This is a genomic window from Ruegeria sp. CH2, from assembly GCF_056537065.1.
Map to the genome: position 1 here is coordinate 879978 of NZ_JBQFQV010000001.1, position 16059 is coordinate 896036.

Below are 16059 nucleotides of genomic sequence, written 5' to 3' on the forward strand. Positions count from 1 at the left end.
TGCGTCTGGTGGCGTCCTCCGCAATCTGCTTCGAAACGGTTATCTCGGAGCATGACTGATGCAGGACCCCACGCCGCGCGCCGCCGATCTTCTGGCCCAACGCCTGTACGAAGCGGGGTGCCGCCACGCCTTTGGAATGCCGGGGGGTGAGGTGCTGACACTGGTGGATGCGCTTGAAAAGGCGGGCATCACTTTTCATCTGACAAAACATGAAAACTCGGCCGGATTCATGGCCGAGGCCGTGCATCACCGCGACGGCGCGCCTGCGATTCTGGTCGCCACTTTGGGTCCGGGCGCGATGAACGGCATCAACGTGGTGGCCAATGCGTTGCAGGACCGTGTTCCGATGATCGTTCTGACCGGTTGCGTCGATGCGGACGAAGCGCTGACCTACACCCATCAGGTTATGGACCACAGCCAGGTTTACCGTTCCATCACCAAGGGCACGTTTACACTGACGGCCAAGGGCGCGGATATCATCGCAGACAAGGCGGTGTCACTGGCCACGCAACCGCGGCCGGGCCCGGTCCATATCGATGTTCCGATCTCGGTCGCCGATACGCCGGTGACGGGTGTGAAACGCCGCCGTCTGGCCAAGGTCGCGCCTGTCAGCCCCAATGGCGAATGCCTGGAAAAAGCCAGGCGCTGGGTGGCCGAGGCCGAGCGCCCCATCGCCATTATCGGTCTCGATGTCCTCTATGACGACTCGCGCAGTGTGGTGCAGGCGTTTTTGGAACATTTCGGAATTCCATTTGTTACCACCTACAAGGCCAAGGGTGTTGTTCCCGAAGATCACCCTTTGTGTTTGGGCGGCGCGGGCCTGTCGCCTTTGGCAGACAAGCACCTTGTCCCATTGGTCGAACACGCCGATCTGGTGCTGTGTCTGGGGTATGACCCGATCGAAATGCGCCCCGGCTGGCGCGAAATCTGGGACCCCGAAGAAAAGCGCGTCATCGACATATCAGCGGTGATCAATGACCACTACATGCATCAGGCGGGTCTTAATCTGGTGGCCGACACGGGCGAGACGCTGGAGGCCATCGCCAAGGGAAACCCTGCCCGCGCAACGTGGCCGGGTGGTGAGCCCGCGCAGGTCAAATCTGCTCTGGCACAGGCCTTTCCCACCGATGAGGACTGGGGACCCGCAGCGGTCATCGCCGAAACGCGCGCTACCCTGCCCCCCGAAACGCTGGCAACCGCCGACAGCGGCGCGCATCGCATTCTGCTGAGCCAGATGTGGGACTGCCGCGAAGAACGTGGGCTGATCCAATCCTCGGCGCTCTGCACCATGGGCTGTGCTGTCCCAATGGCCATTGGTCTGAAACTGGCCGAGCCCGACCGCCCGGTGATCAGCTTTTCGGGTGATGCCGGGTTTCTGATGGTCGCCGGGGAAATGTCGACGGCGGCTGAAATGGGCGGCAATCCGATCTTTCTTGTCTTCGTAGATGCCAGCCTTGCCCTTATCGAGTTGAAACAGCGGCAGCGGCAGATGGGCAAGAATGGCGTGGATTTCGGCCACCATGACTTCGCCGCCATGGGCCGTGCATTTGGTGGGAACGGCCACACTGTCCGCAACCGGGCAGAGTTGCGTGCAGCACTTGAAGCTGCTGTAAAGGCCGAGACATTTACCGTCATCGCCGCTGAAATCGACCGTGGAGGATACGATGGCCGCATCTGAGGGCCCCCTGAAGGGCGTCAAGGTTCTGGACCTCAGCCGTATTCTGGCCGGGCCGACCTGCACGCAGTTGCTGGGTGATCTGGGCGCAAGCGTCATCAAGATCGAAAACCCTGCCACCGGGGGCGACGACACGCGGCAATGGGGTCCGCCCTATGTCACCGATGCCGACGGCAACCGCTCGGACCTGAGCGCCTATTTCATGTCAGCGAACCGAAACAAGAAATCCGTGGCGCTGGATATCGCGACTGAGAAAGGTCAGGCGGAAATCCGACGGCTGGCCTCACACGCGGATATTCTGATTGAGAATTTCAAACCCGGCGGTCTGGCGAAATACGGGCTGGACTATGCCACCCTGTCGCAGGAGTTCCCCAGCCTCGTTTACTGCTCGATTTCGGGTTACGGCCAAACCGGACCAAATGCCAGCAAGCCCGGCTATGACCTGATGGCGCAAGGCTATGGAGGGATCATGTCCCTGACCGGCGACCCGGAAGGCGCGCCGATGAAAGTGGGGGTCGGAATCGCTGATGTGATGTGCGGAATGTATGCGAGCGTTGGTATTCTGGCCGCACTGCGCCACCGCGACCTGACCGGTGAAGGTCAGCAGGTCGATCTGGCACTGGTTGATTCTCAGATCGCATGGCTGATCAACGAGGGCGTCAATTACCTGACTTCTGGCAACGTTCCGCAACGCCGCGGAAACGGGCACCCCAATATCGTGCCTTATGACGTTTACGAGACATCCGATGGGCATGTCATTCTGGCGGTTGGAAATGATGGCCAATTCAAAAAACTGTGCGGTTTCCTGGGACAACCCGAACTTGCCGACGACCCCAGATTCGTGACCAACCCGGCGCGACTGGAACACCGTGATGCGCTGAACGCCATTCTTCGGCCGGCTGTTCAACGGCTGGATACGCGATCCGTAATTTCCGGTCTTGAAGACGTGAAAGTGCCTGTTGGTCCGGTCCAGACGCTGGATCAGGTTTTTGACACGGAACAGGTAGCAGCACGAAATATGCAGATTTCGATGCAGGCCCAGCCCGGTAAGGTGAACCTGATCGGGAATCCCCTTAACCTGTCACGTACGCCTGTAACATATCGCAGCGCACCACCCACCTGCGGGGCGGACACTGACTGGGTATTAAACGCTGAAAACCCGTTCGACGATTGAAACACTTGCACAACTAGGCGGCAAGTTGCTGAAACATGCCTTTGAATCGGCGGATTTTTTCGACTTTTTCACACACGACATTTCACCAATTCGAGAGCGGGGTCGATACTGATACGCCGCTCTCGCACACTCTGTTACATCAAACAGTGTCAAATACCGCAATCAGATTGGACCCAAGTATGAAACAAGACATTTTTGGACAGATGAACACCTTGGCGCAGCCTGAAGCTGTCGAAGCCTGGAATGGTGTTCTGCTTGGGTTCATGGCACATGCCGCGGTTACGCCCCAACATCTGGGCAAAGTGTTGGAGCTTGAGCCCAATTTTGCTTTGGGCCATGCCGTTAAAGGCCTGTTCATGGCCCTTCTCGGTCGACGAGAGATGATGGCGGTTGCGGTCGAGGCTTTGGCAGCAGCCAATGCTGCGATGAAACGGCAGCCCGTCTCGACGCGCGAGCGGCTGTTTGTCGATGCATTGGGGCTGTATCTTGCGGGCCAACTGACACAGGCGGTGCAAAAGTTCGAAGCGGTCCTGCGCGACCATCCGCAGGATACGTTGGCGATGAAACTCAGCCACGCGACCCGTTTCGTTCTGGGCGATCCGGACGGAATGCGCCGTTCGATCGAACGGGTTATGCCTGCATATGAACCCGATCACCCCGGTCGGGGTTATCTGCTGGGCTGCCATTCCTTCGCGCTGGAAGAAACCGGAGCCTACGAAAAGGCCGAAATCGCGGGACGTCAGGCGCTTTGGATGGTGTCCGATGATGCCTGGGGTCTGCACGCGGTGGCCCATGTCCATGAAATGACCGGCAACGCGCAGCTGGGCCTTGACTGGCTGGCCGGGCGCGAGGCGGCCTGGGCCCATTGCAACAACTTCCGCTATCACGTCTGGTGGCACAAGGCCCTGATGCATCTGGATCTGGGTCAGGTCGATCAGGTGATGGACCTGTATGACAACCACGTCCGCAAGGACAAAACCGACGATTACCGCGACATCTCGAACGGAACTTCGCTTCTGATGCGGCTTGAATTAGAAGGCGTAAATGTCGGAAATCGCTGGGAAGAACTGGCTGACCTGAGTGCCGCACGCACCGAAGACGGCTGCCTGATCTTCGCCGATCTGCATTACCTTTTGGCACTGACAGGCGACAATCGCGTCGACGCCACAGCCAAAATGCTGAACCGCATGAGCAAGGATGCAGCGCGTGCCAATGACGACACCACCCGCCGTATGGCTGATCCCGGTGTCGCGGCCGCCATGGGCCTTGAAGCCTTTGGTGACGGCCATTATGGCACGGCATTTGATCACCTGTTGGCAGCGCGCGGTTCAATGCAACTGGCTGGTGGCAGTCACGCGCAACGTGATGTATTTGAACGCATTACCATCGATTCCGGGCTTCGGGCCGGTCGTCTTGATGCGGTTGAACGCATTCTGGATGACCGTCGCGCCAAGCGCGCCGGGGGTGAAGACAATTATGCCATCGCGCGCCGCGCCCTGATTGATGCGGCACGCGACGGCGGAGACATGCAAAGCGTCCCCGCCGAATAACAAGACGACCAAGAAGGACAGAGACCGTATGGCGACCATATCGCCCGCTGCTGATTTTGCACCCGTCGCAGCCCCGGCTGCGGCCCCCGCCCGCACGCGTGACCCGCGACTGGATTTCTATCGCGGCATCGCGATGTTCATCATCCTGATCGCCCACATTCCCAATGATCCTTGGGCGAATTGGATCCCGGCGCGCTTTGGGTATTCGGACGCAACCGAGATTTTCGTGTTCTGTTCGGGCATGGCCTCGGCCATCGCCTTCGGCGGGGCGTTCCTGTACAAAGGCTGGTGGATGGGCACGGCCCGAGTGGCCTATCGCATCTGGCAGGTTTATTGGGCCCATATTGCCCTGTTCTTCTTTGTCGCCATGACAATGGCAGCGCTGGACCTGACCGGCGCGTTCGGGAAAACCTATGTCTCGTCCCTGAACCTTCAGCATTTCTTCAATGATCCCGCCCCGCAGATGGTGGGGATCTTTACCCTGACTTATGTACCGAACTACTTTGACATCCTTCCGATGTATCTGGTGGTACTGGCGCTGATGCCGCTCTACATCGCGCTGTACCGTGTCAGTTTCTGGCTGATGGCGGCTGCATCTGTGACCATCTGGTGCATCACTCAGACCGGCGCGCTGGCCCTTCCGGCCGAGCCTTGGTCGGATCGGCAATGGTTTTTCAACCCGTTTGGCTGGCAATTGCTGTTCTTCACCGGATTTGCCTTGATGCGCGGATGGATTCCCGCTCCACCAGTATCGAAATCTCTGGTCTGGGCGGCTGCCTTGTTCCTGATCCTGTCAGCTCCGTTTGGATCTTGGAAGGTCTTCCTCTGGGTTAACAGCGCTGCGCCTGAGTTGGGCGCTGCGATCCGAAAGATCTGGCCACTGACCGACGAATTGCGCGACAAGACCGAGTTTGGTGCGCTGCGATATGTCCATTTTCTGTCACTGGCCTATCTGGGCTGGGTCGCGGCAGGCGAACATGGTCACCGCCTGATAGCGACGGGTCACGGAATAGGCGCGCGTGTCTGGCAATTCCTTCTGACTGTCATCACCAAAGTCGGTCAGCAATCCCTTGCGGTGTTTGTATTTTCCATGGCAGCAGCACGACTTATCGGCGTTGCCCTCGATCAAGCTGGGCGGGATGTTGCCACCGTCTTTGTCGCCAACATAATTGGCTTTGCCATGATCATCGGTGTGGCCTATCTGGCAGCTTGGTTTAAGTCTCAACCCTGGAAATTGAAGAGATGAATTTCACCCGTCGCGCATTCCTAGTCTCGACGACTGCCTTGGCCTTTGCCCCATCGGCCTATGCGACCGGGGGCGCAGTCCCCTTTGACCGCGACCACGTGATCGAACTGGCCCGCGAACTGGCCAGCCGCCCCTATGCGGAACGCGAAATGGTTCCCCAAGAATGGCAGGATCTGACTTACGAACAATATCGCTCGATCCGTTTTCGGCTGGACCGGGCGTTGTGGTACGAAACCGAAACGCCATTCAACGTCGATTTCTTCACACCGGGCCTGTATTTCCCCCGGACCATCAAGGTGGAAACGGTCGAAAATGGCATGACAACACCAGTCGATTTCGATCTGGGGATGTTCGACAAATCCGAAGATGTGCCGCAATTGCCCATCGACGAGACTCTGGGCTTTTCAGGCCTACGGCTGCGGACCGAGATGCACCGACCCGGCAAGACGGATGAGTTCTGCGTCTGGCAGGGTGCCAGCTATTTCCGCGCTATTGGTCTGGACGAGGTCTACGGTCTGTCGGCACGCGGTCTCGCCCTGAAAACAGGCGACCCGGATGGCGAGGAATTTCCTGAGTTCATCCGTTTCTGGCTGGAGCGCCCCAAGCCCGGCCATCGGAATATGGTCGTACATGCGCTGATGGACAGTCCCAGCGTGACTGGTGCCTATCGCTTCAATGTCACGGCGGGGGCGGATTGCATTATCGACGTCGAGGCCACGCTGTTTCCCCGCGAAGACCTACCTCATGTAGGTATCGCGCCGGGCACCTCGATGTTTCTGTTCGACCAGACCAACCACAGCCGGTTCGACGATTTCCGTCCGGCCGTCCACGACAGCGACGGGCTGTTGATCCGCAATGGCGCGGGCGAGGTGTTGTGGCGTCCGCTGGCAAACCCGGCCCGCCTGCAAATATCGTCTTTCGTTGACGAGAACCCGCGCGGCTTCGGGCTGATGCAGCGCAAGCGCGAGTTTTCGGACTATGCCGACCTTGAGGCGAATTATCACAAGCGCCCGGGTCTGTGGGTCGAGCCTCGGGACGACTGGGGCAAAGGCACCGTTACACTGGTCGAGATACCGGCCGATCAGGAAATCTATGACAACATCGTCGCCTATTGGCGTCCGGCAGAGCCCTATGCGGCAGGCAGTCGGGTTGATCTGTCCTATCGTCTGATCTGGGGTGAGGAGCCTCAGCGCACTCCGATGCCACGGGTGACCAACACCGCCATGGGCGAAAACACCTTCGGTGAGGGGCGTTTGGCCGTCATCGATTTCGAAGGCAGCGATTTGTTCGATGATATCGAGGCGATCAGTGTCTTCGTGGATTCCCCTCATGCCGAAACCTCGGACGGTGTTCTGCAACGCAACCCGGATACGGGTGGATTGCGTCTGGCGTTTTCGTTCCAGCCTGATGGGCGCGATCATGTCGAATTGCGCGCGCAACTGCTGAAAGACAAACAGCCCGCCTCTGAGGTGTGGCTTTACCGATGGACCATATGAACCGCGATCTGCATATCATGCCGCCTGAAGCACCTCTGGCGATGCCCGCGCAGAATTTCAACGTGGGGTTCCACGATGCCGATGCCCCGTCGGGCACAGACACGGGCGCGACTGGATTTTGGCGCGCGCTTGCGTTTTCACCGGCGATGGTGGCGACATTGGGCCTGCTGTGGATTATGAGCGACTGGTTCAGCGCCCAGGGAATCAATCTGATCGAGGGCATCCTGTTGGCGCTTATCTCGTTCAACTTCTTCTGGATTTCGTTCACGGTCTGCACCGTTCTGCTGGGTATGGTTTCGCTGTCGCGACAGGATCGTCCGCAGCGCAAGCGCACAGCACAGCCCCTACGCGTGGCCCTTTTGACACCGGTATACAACGAAGTGCCATGGAACGTACTGGGCAACGCCCGCACCATGCTTGAAGATTTGCAGGCACGCGGAGGGCAGCATCACTATGCCATGTTCATCCTGTCCGACACACGCGACCCTGAAATCGCGGCACAGGAACAAGCCAGCGTCGAAGCCCTGCGCACCACGCTCGCCCCGGGGCTGGAGTTGTATTACCGCCGCCGCGAGCAGAACACCGACCGCAAGGTGGGTAACATCGCCGACTGGGTCAGTCGCTGGGGCGCAGACTGGGACGCGATGCTGGTTCTGGATGCGGACAGCCTTATGACCGGTCGCGCCATACACCGGCTGACCGATGCTTTGGCGCGTGATCCCGGTGCCGGGCTGATCCAGAGCTATCCGCAACTGATCGGCGCGCAATCGGTATTTGCCCGGATGCAACAATTCGCCAATGGGGTCTATGGCATCGCCTTTGCCGAAGGGTTGGCGCGCTGGTGCGGGCAAGAGGGCAATTATTGGGGCCACAACGCCATAATCCGCACCAAGGCTTTCGCCACCAGTGCCGGACTGCCCAAGCTGCGTGCGTTCAACGGTCAGGACAAGCTGATCATGAGCCACGATTTCGTCGAGGCTGGATTGCTGCGCCGTGCCGGATGGGCGGTGCGGTTCCTGCCGCGCATTCGGGGATCTTACGAGGAAACGCCCCCCACACTGATAGATCATGCGATGCGGGATCGGCGTTGGTGCCAGGGCAACCTGCAACACCTGAAACTGCTGGGCTCGACTGGATTCCGGGCCGTCTCGCGTTTTCACATGTTCCACGGTGCCGTAGGATACCTGATGTCACCGCTGTGGTTTGCGCTGCTGTTGATGTGGGCACTGATCGGTCAGGGCAAAGACGCCTCTGTCCTGCATTACTTCAGCCCCGATAATCCGCTGTTCCCGCAATGGCCGGAAATGTCGGAAACCCGGCACGTTCTGATCATTCTCGTGATGTATGCAATGCTGCTGGCACCCAAGGTGCTGGGAGTTCTGGCTTTGCCGCTAAGCGGTGTGCGTTATTCCGAGTTCGGAGGCGGCCTCAAGTTCCTGACCTCGTTTCTGGCCGAGGTCATTCTGTCGATCCTGTATGCGCCGATCTTGATGGTGCAACAGATGATCGCCGTTTTCCGGACAGCGCTTGGCATTCAGCGGGGCTGGTCGCCGCAAGCACGCGACGGTGGCAGTTACGGATTGCGCACGCTGATCCTGTGTCACGCATTGGAAACCGTCAGTGGCATAGCCTTGAGTGTTGGTATCCTGTCCGGGCTGGTCTCGATCTGGCTGGCTCCGATTGCCATCAGTCTCGCACTTGCCATTCCGCTATCGGCACTCAGCGGTGTTTCGGCCGGTGCCGCACGCCGGATGGTCGGAATGCGCGAGGATTTCCGCGAACCTGCCATCACCCGGTCGGCCCGCCGTTACCGAGCCGAGCTGAAGCAACTGGTTGAAGGCAAGATCAACATGACCCCGGCAGAGTGATCAGCTACCGGGAAGCCCTTCGTACCAATCCACGACCATATCAGCCCAACCGGCTGGAACTGTATGACCGCCCGGGAACAAGGCAAACTCCAGCGCGCTGCCTTTGGCACAGGTGGTCCAGCGGCGGCGCATAAAATTCCCCGTTGTGCTAAAGCCGGCCGGTTTGTGATCGACGCAGCCATTTGCCTCGCGCCAGATTTCGAGCCCGGCATAGATATCGCCCTGCCGAAACCGGCCACCGCCCAGTACGCGCCCCTCAAGCGGTACCACGTTGTCCGTCCAGCCATGGGTATGAAACATCCGGATTGGACCCTTGCAGGTTTCCGGGTGTGGCCTCCAGAATCCTCCGGACACCGGAACATATGCCGAAAATGTCTCGGGCGCCTTGCAGGCGAGATAGTTGACCATAAAGCCACCAGCCGAAAACCCGCCCAGCATGACCCGGTCCGCATTGATTCCGAACCGGTTTTCCGCGTCCTGAACCACTTCGGACAGAAAGGCGGTTTCATCCCGTTTGCCAAATCCTGGAATAAAGTTCCAGCTTTTTCTGCCGCCCCGGTTGGGCCTTTCCGAACCTTCCGGTGCCATCACAGCATACCCCCGCGCCAGCAGAGGTTCGACCATCCCGCGATTTCGCATCGTGCCAGATCCACTGCCGCCATACCCGTGCAGAAACACCAACAACGGCGGGTTTTCCGCACCGGGCAATTCGATGTGATACGCGCCCAAGGATGTTTCGCAAATTTCCCCCTGATCAGCACAATCCGCCAAGGCCAACTGCGCGGTGAAGGCAAATACTGCTGCCAGGCTGATTTCCCTGATCATCCTGCATCCTCACTGTATTTACGGACCGGTAAACCGGTCCTTACCCATCCCGGCCCGGCCGCCGAGCCCAACATACCCTCGGGTACGTCGATGATATTTGTGAATCCGGCTTCAATCAAACGATTGCTGAGGCGCGCGGACCGCACCCCTCGGGCGCAGATCAGCGCCACGGGCGCAGCCTGATCACCGCCGGTCATTTGTGTCAGAACGTCGACGAAATCCTCGCGGCGCATGTCCAGCGGTACCGCGCCCTCGCCTATTCCCGAGGCGCGCCACTCGCGCGGTGTGCGGATATCAACCAGCAGAACGCGCCCGTCCGCGGCCTGCTCATGGGCGTCGGCCACACTGATCCGGCCACCGCTGTGATCTTCAGGGATCAGTCTGTATTGCCTGATCGCAAACCCGGCAGCAATCGCGGCACCGACGCCAATCACTACCCACCGTCGGGATCGGTTCATTTTTTCGGCCACACCTCAGCCTCCTGTTCGCTGGTGCTGTTTCTATCACAACCAAACAGCAGGTTGCGCGGTGAAAGACAGCTCGCAGATCAAGATCGCGTCATTAATGCGCTGCGCCGCCAATACCTTGGTGATCCATTTCAGCTCGTTAAAAAGTTGCCATCTCTGGACAGTCGGCAAAATATCCTTACAAAATTGACCTCACCCTGACCGCCCAGACCGGAGTATCGCACTTGTCCCTATTCCTTATTGCGGCCCTTCCCTTCCTTGGTGCTGTATTTCCCGCACTGCTGATCCGCGCGGGCCGAAATGCCGCCGCATCCGCAGCCGGGTTGACCACATTTCTGGCCCTGATGGGGCTGCTGATCCACATCCCTTCGGTAATACGCGGAGACGTCGTGACTGCCCGGTTTGACTGGATACCGAGGTTGGGCCTGAACGCGAATTTCATGCTGGACGGGCTGGGATTTCTTTTCGCCTTGCTGATCCTTGGCATTGGATTGCTCATCATCCTCTACGCACGGTTCTACCTGTCGCGCGAAGATCCGATGGGGCAGTTCTATACCTATCTGCTGCTGTTTCAGGGGGCGATGGTTGGTATTGTCCTGTCCGACAATATCCTACTTTTGATTGTTTTCTGGGAACTTACATCGCTCAGCTCATTCCTGCTGATCGGCTATTGGAAACACCTGCCCGATGGCCGTCAGGGCGCGCGCATGGCTTTGGCCGTCACCGGCTCGGGCGGGTTGGCGATGATCGCCGGGATGCTGATCCTCGGCAATATCGTTGGATCCTATGACCTGAGTGTCATTTTGCAGAATAAGGAGCTGATCCAGGCGTCCCCCTACTACCTGCCAGCGTTGATCCTGATCCTGCTGGGCGCCTTCACCAAGTCGGCACAGTTCCCGTTTCACTTCTGGCTGCCCCACGCAATGGCCGCGCCGACGCCGGTGTCTGCCTATCTGCACTCGGCCACCATGGTGAAAGCCGGTCTGTTCCTGATGGCGCGGATGTGGCCTGTTCTGGCAGGAACAGATGCGTGGTTCTACATCGTGGCCACGACTGGTCTGATCACCATGCTGCTGGGTGCGGTCATCGCGCTGTTCAAGGATGATCTAAAGGCGTTGCTGGCCTTTTCGACTGTATCCCATCTGGGCCTGATCACCATGCTATTGGGCTTTGGCACTAAAATTGCCGCCGTGGCCGCCATTTTCCACATAATCAACCATGCGACCTTCAAGGCCGCCCTGTTCATGACCGCCGGGATCGTGGATCACGAAACCGGCACGCGGAACCTGAAACGGCTGGGGGGTCTGCGTCACCTGATGCCGATCACCTTCACCATCGGCACCATCGCGGCCCTGTCCATGGCGGGTCTGCCGCCGCTGAACGGCTTTTTGTCGAAAGAGATGATGCTGGAAGAGACCGTTCACACCACTTGGTTGCATTCACATTATCTGGTTCCGGGGCTGGCACTTTTGGCAGCGCTGTTCTCGGCCGCTTATTCTTTCCGCTTCGTCAGCCATGTTTTCCTTGGACCCAAGCGAGAAGACTATCCCAGCCATCCGCATGACCCGCCTGTCGGGCTGTGGCTGGCACCCGCATTGCTGGTGGTGCTGGTCGTCCTGATCGGTCTGAATTCCGCAGTAATCGTTGGCCCCCTGATCGCCGTGGTTTCCAGCGCGGTGATAGGCGGCGAGAAGCTGCCGTATTACTCGCTCAAACTGTGGCATGGCTTCACGCCTGCACTTTACATGTCGGTTGTTGCGACGTTGGGCGGCCTGTTCCTGCTGGCAATGCACAAACGCGGCGAGCAGGTCTGGAATGCCCTGCCCCGACCCGAGGCCAAGGTGATCTTTGAGGCAATCATCGACGCGCTGACCAGATTAAGCCGCTGGATCACCGATGAAATGCATAACGGTGTTCTCAGCCGCTATGCGATCATCTTCGTCGCTTTCACCGTGGGCCTTGGTTATTACGCCTATTCGACAGGAACCATCGGCTTGGAAACCCGCGTTCCGCTGCCAGCGCAGATCATTCCGATGATCGGCTGGATTTGTCTGGTGGGCGCAACGCTTGGTATCATGTGGTTCCACCGGAACCGCCTGTTGTCGCTGGTGTTGATCGGCGTCGTGGGCCTGATCGTTTCCATCGCGTTCAACTATCTTTCCGCTCCGGACCTTGCCCTGACGCAAATCTCGGTCGAGGTGGTAACGATGATCTTGTTGCTGCTGTCGCTGAACTTCCTGCCGACCGAGACGCCATGGGACAGCAGCGCAGCGCGGCGATGGCGGGATGCCGCGATTTCCGTCGTTGCCGGTCTTGGCACCGGCGCGCTGGTCTACGCGATGATGATGCGCGATTTTGCATTTCCAACGATTTCAGAGTTCCATCTGGCCAATTCCTATAAGGGCGGTGGCGGCACCAATGTGGTCAACGTGATCCTGGTCGACTTCCGGGGTTTTGATACGTTTGGAGAGATCATCGTGCTGGGCATTGCCGCGCTGATTATCTTTGCGCTGACGGAATCCGTGCTAAGCACCAATGTCCGCAGTTACCTGCTGAATCGCAAACCGCACTGGCCGCAGTCTGGTGATTCACACCCGCTGATGATGGTTGTGGCGACCCGCGTGATGATGCCGATTGCGCTGATGGTCGGAGCCTATATTTTCTTCCGTGGGCACAACCAGCCCGGCGGCGGATTTATCGCTGGGCTGATCGTCGCCATCGCCTATCTGATGCAATACATGGCCAGCGGCTATACTTGGGCGATTGAGCGGCAGCGGTTTTATTACCACGGCACCATTGGCTGGGGCGTGCTGATCGCCGCTGCCACGGGGCTGGGGGCCTGGTTCAATGAACGCCCCTTCCTGACCAGTGATTTTGGCTATCTCCACTGGCCCCCGCTTGAGGAATTCGAATGGGCCACCGCCATGCTGTTTGACACGGGCGTGTTCCTTGCGGTTCTGGGTGCGGTCATGCTGGCACTCGACAGCCTGTCCCGCTTTGCGTGGCAGCCCGGAATGGCACAGGAATTCCCGATGGATATCAATCCCCTGCGGGACTCTCCACCGGAACAAGAACAAGAGAAGGAGCAGGCCTGATGGAAGCGCTCGTAGCCTCTGCCGTCGGTATATTGACCGCTGCCGGAATATTCCTGATCCTGCGCCGCCGGACGTTTCCGGTCATTCTGGGCCTGTCGCTGATCACTTACGCGGTCAACGTGTTCCTGTTCGCGACCGGGCGTCTTGCGCTGAACGCCCCCCCGGTTCTGAACAAATACAAGGACGTCGCTTACACCGATCCTCTGCCACAGGCGCTGGTGCTGACCGCAATTGTGATTTCCTTTGGAATGACCGCGGTGATCGTGATGATCTCGCTCAGCGCGTACCTGTCCTCCAAGGATGACCATATCGACATGACAGCGCAGGACAGCGTGGACGCAGCAGGAGAAGACGCATGAACCACTGGATCGTTGCGCCGATCGTCCTGCCCGCGATCCTGGCTCCGTTTAGCATCATGGTCCTGCGATACCATCTGGATCTGCAGCGCATCTTTTCGGTCGCCGGTGTTGTGGCCTTGCTTGGAATTGCGCTGACAATCACGGCGCAGGCTTCGGGCGGAGATATTCAGGTTTACGAGCTTGGAAACTGGCCCGCCCCGTTTGGCATTGTCATGGTGCTGGATCGAATGTCAGCTATGATGGTTTTGCTGACAGCTCTGCTTGCCTTGCCGATTGTGCTTTATGCAATAGCTTCGGGCTGGGATGATCGGGGCAAGCACTTCCACGCCCTGTTCCATTTTCAGCTTATGGGTGTCTGCGGCGCATTTCTGACCGGAGATGCCTTTAACCTTTTCGTGTTTTTTGAAGTTTTGCTGATCGCCTCTTACGGTCTGATGACCCATGGTGGCGGTGCGGTACGGTTGAAGGCGGGTGTGCAATATGTGGCCTACAACCTGTTGGGATCGACCTTGTTCCTGTTCGCCTTGGGCACGATCTATGGCGTGACCGGGACACTGAACATGGCGGATATCGCCTTACGGGTTGCAGAAATCCCCGCCGAGGATACAGCATTGCTGCGGGTTGGCGCGGTCCTTTTACTGCTGGTCTTTTGCATCAAGGCCGCCGTTCTGCCCCTGCATTTCTGGCTACCTGCCAGCTATGCCAATGCGCCAATGCCCGTCGCGGCCCTGTTTGCAATCATGACAAAGGTCGGGGCTTACTCAATTCTGCGGATGTTCACACTGGCCTTTGGCCCCGATGTCGCAGCGACAGAGGGTCTGGCGGGTGAGTGGTTGCAACCTGCTGCACTTGTCACTTTGGCTGTCGGGACTATCGGCATTCTGGGGTCAAAACACATCGCCCGCATGGTGGCGTTCTGCGCGATTGCATCCATGGGCACCCTGTTGATCGCGATCTCGCAATTCACGCCTGATGCGACAGCCGCGGCGCTGTACTATGTCTTCCATTCGACGCTGGCGACAGCCCTGCTGTTCCTGGTTGCCGATCTGGTGATGGCGCGGCGCGGCGGGGCCATCGCGCCGACGCCACCGATGCCGCAAAGCGGTTTGGTGTCCGCACTGTTCTTCGTGGGGGCGATTGCGATGGCGGGAATGCCGCCCTTGTCCGGCTTTATAGGCAAGCTGCTTGTGCTGGACGCCTCGCGCGATGCTTCGGATGCCACGACGGTCTGGGCCGTGATTCTGATCAGCTCATTCGTCACAATAATTGGCTTGGCCCGAGCCGGAACTTTGATTTTCTGGAAAAGCTACGACACTCAGGCTGTTCCGATAGCAGAGCCAGCGGAAAATGAAGCTGCCCCCGCACCGGTCGCACCTGAACCACAACCCGGTCTGGCCTTTACTGCCGTGTTTGGCGCCGTAGCCGGCCTGATCCTGCTAACATTGTTCGCGGGCCCTGCGCTGGAATATACAAGCCAAACCGCAGGGCAGCTGTTTACGCCTGAAAACTACATCTCTGCCGTATTGGGAGGGGCCGAGTGATGAAACTGCTACACCGGATATTTCCGCACCCGCACCTGACCATTTTGTTGACGATCGTCTGGATCCTGCTGGCGAACAAGCCGTCGCTGAATTCTCTGGTCTTTGGCCTGATCCTTGGGATCATCATTCCCTTTGTCACACAACCCTACTGGCCCGACAGGCCCAAGCTGCGCAACTGGCCAATGGTCGCCGAATACATGATCGTAGTGCTGTGGGATATTGTCGTCGCGAACGTGACCGTGGCCCGCATCGTCCTGTTCAAACGCAATGAAGACCGGCGGCCCAACTGGGTGTGCATTCCACTGGAGCTTCGGACACCCGAGGCCATAACCGTGCTGGCCGGGACCATCACGATGACACCCGGCACCGTCAGTTGCGACCTGTCGGCACAGGGGCACAATCTGCTGGTCCATTGCCTGGATGCACCAAACCCGGATCAGGTGCGCGACGAAATCAAGCAGCGCTATGAACGTCGCCTGAAGGAGATTTTCGAATGATCGAATACGCAATCTACTTTGCATTTGCCTGTTTCGGCGCGGCGATCATGATGTGTCTGTGGCGGATCATCACCGCAGACGGCGTTGGGACCCGGGTTCTGGCTCTGGATACTATGGTCATCAACACGATTGCCCTGATGATCCTTTATGGCCTGTCGAAAGGGACCGAGATTTTCTTTGAAGCGGCCATGATCATCGCGATGCTGGGTTTCGTCTCGACCGTCGCATATGCGCGCTTCATGCTGCGCGGCAACATCATCGAATGA

General features: G+C 58.6%; 13 protein-coding genes. 11 read left to right on the plus strand and 2 right to left on the minus strand.

Going from position 1 to position 16059, the window contains the following annotated elements:
• The first annotated feature begins 58 nt into the window (after positions 1–58).
• From ACR0M9_RS04390 to mdoH, 6 genes are all read left to right on the plus strand, one after another.
• A complete protein-coding gene (locus ACR0M9_RS04390; protein WP_480772916.1) occupies positions 59–1678 on the plus strand; it encodes a thiamine pyrophosphate-binding protein in 1620 nt (539 codons plus the stop codon).
• Positions 1665–2849 (plus strand): CaiB/BaiF CoA transferase family protein, encoded by a 1185-nt coding sequence (locus ACR0M9_RS04395; protein ID WP_480772917.1) that lies wholly within the window; start codon positions 1665–1667, stop codon positions 2847–2849. Before ACR0M9_RS04390 ends, ACR0M9_RS04395 begins: the two co-directional genes overlap by 14 nt.
• 179 nt (positions 2850–3028) lie before the next feature.
• The gene (locus ACR0M9_RS04400; RefSeq protein ID WP_480772918.1) at positions 3029–4399 is read left to right on the plus strand and encodes a tetratricopeptide repeat protein; all 1371 of its coding nucleotides are present in this window, start codon (positions 3029–3031) and stop codon (positions 4397–4399) included.
• A gap of 28 nt (positions 4400–4427) precedes the next feature.
• Positions 4428–5645, plus strand: a complete 1218-nt coding sequence (locus ACR0M9_RS04405) for an OpgC family protein (RefSeq protein WP_480772919.1) — start codon at positions 4428–4430, stop codon at positions 5643–5645.
• Entirely contained in the window at positions 5642–7141 is a 1500-nt protein-coding gene (locus ACR0M9_RS04410) for an OpgD/OpgG family glucan biosynthesis protein (RefSeq protein WP_480772920.1), read from the plus strand. Before ACR0M9_RS04405 ends, ACR0M9_RS04410 begins: the two co-directional genes overlap by 4 nt.
• Positions 7138–9009 (plus strand): glucans biosynthesis glucosyltransferase MdoH, encoded by a 1872-nt coding sequence (gene mdoH, locus ACR0M9_RS04415; RefSeq protein ID WP_480772953.1) that lies wholly within the window; start codon positions 7138–7140, stop codon positions 9007–9009. Before ACR0M9_RS04410 ends, mdoH begins: the two co-directional genes overlap by 4 nt.
• Here mdoH and ACR0M9_RS04420 read toward each other — a convergent pair whose 3' ends face one another.
• Both ACR0M9_RS04420 and ACR0M9_RS04425 read right to left on the minus strand, forming a co-directional pair.
• Positions 9010–9834 (minus strand): CE1 family esterase, encoded by an 825-nt coding sequence (locus tag ACR0M9_RS04420; RefSeq protein ID WP_480772921.1) that lies wholly within the window; start codon positions 9832–9834, stop codon positions 9010–9012.
• A complete protein-coding gene (locus ACR0M9_RS04425; protein WP_480772954.1) occupies positions 9831–10292 on the minus strand; it encodes a rhodanese-like domain-containing protein in 462 nt (153 codons plus the stop codon). Before ACR0M9_RS04425 ends, ACR0M9_RS04420 begins: the two co-directional genes overlap by 4 nt.
• A gap of 233 nt (positions 10293–10525) precedes the next feature.
• Here ACR0M9_RS04425 and ACR0M9_RS04430 point away from each other — a divergent pair, with 233 nt between their 5' ends.
• Genes ACR0M9_RS04430 through ACR0M9_RS04450 form a run of 5 tightly spaced genes read left to right on the plus strand, consistent with a single transcriptional unit; the run spans position 10526 to position 16059 of the window.
• Positions 10526–13396, plus strand: a complete 2871-nt coding sequence (locus ACR0M9_RS04430; protein ID WP_480772922.1) for a monovalent cation/H+ antiporter subunit A — start codon at positions 10526–10528, stop codon at positions 13394–13396.
• Positions 13396–13755 (plus strand): Na+/H+ antiporter subunit C, encoded by a 360-nt coding sequence (locus ACR0M9_RS04435; protein WP_209503290.1) that lies wholly within the window; start codon positions 13396–13398, stop codon positions 13753–13755. Before ACR0M9_RS04430 ends, ACR0M9_RS04435 begins: the two co-directional genes overlap by 1 nt.
• Positions 13752–15296, plus strand: coding sequence for a monovalent cation/H+ antiporter subunit D (locus ACR0M9_RS04440; protein ID WP_480772923.1), 1545 nt, complete (start codon positions 13752–13754; stop codon positions 15294–15296). Before ACR0M9_RS04435 ends, ACR0M9_RS04440 begins: the two co-directional genes overlap by 4 nt.
• Entirely contained in the window at positions 15296–15793 is a 498-nt protein-coding gene (locus tag ACR0M9_RS04445) for a Na+/H+ antiporter subunit E (protein WP_209504851.1), read from the plus strand. Before ACR0M9_RS04440 ends, ACR0M9_RS04445 begins: the two co-directional genes overlap by 1 nt.
• The gene (locus ACR0M9_RS04450) at positions 15790–16059 is read left to right on the plus strand and encodes a K+/H+ antiporter subunit F (protein WP_209503286.1); all 270 of its coding nucleotides are present in this window, start codon (positions 15790–15792) and stop codon (positions 16057–16059) included. Before ACR0M9_RS04445 ends, ACR0M9_RS04450 begins: the two co-directional genes overlap by 4 nt.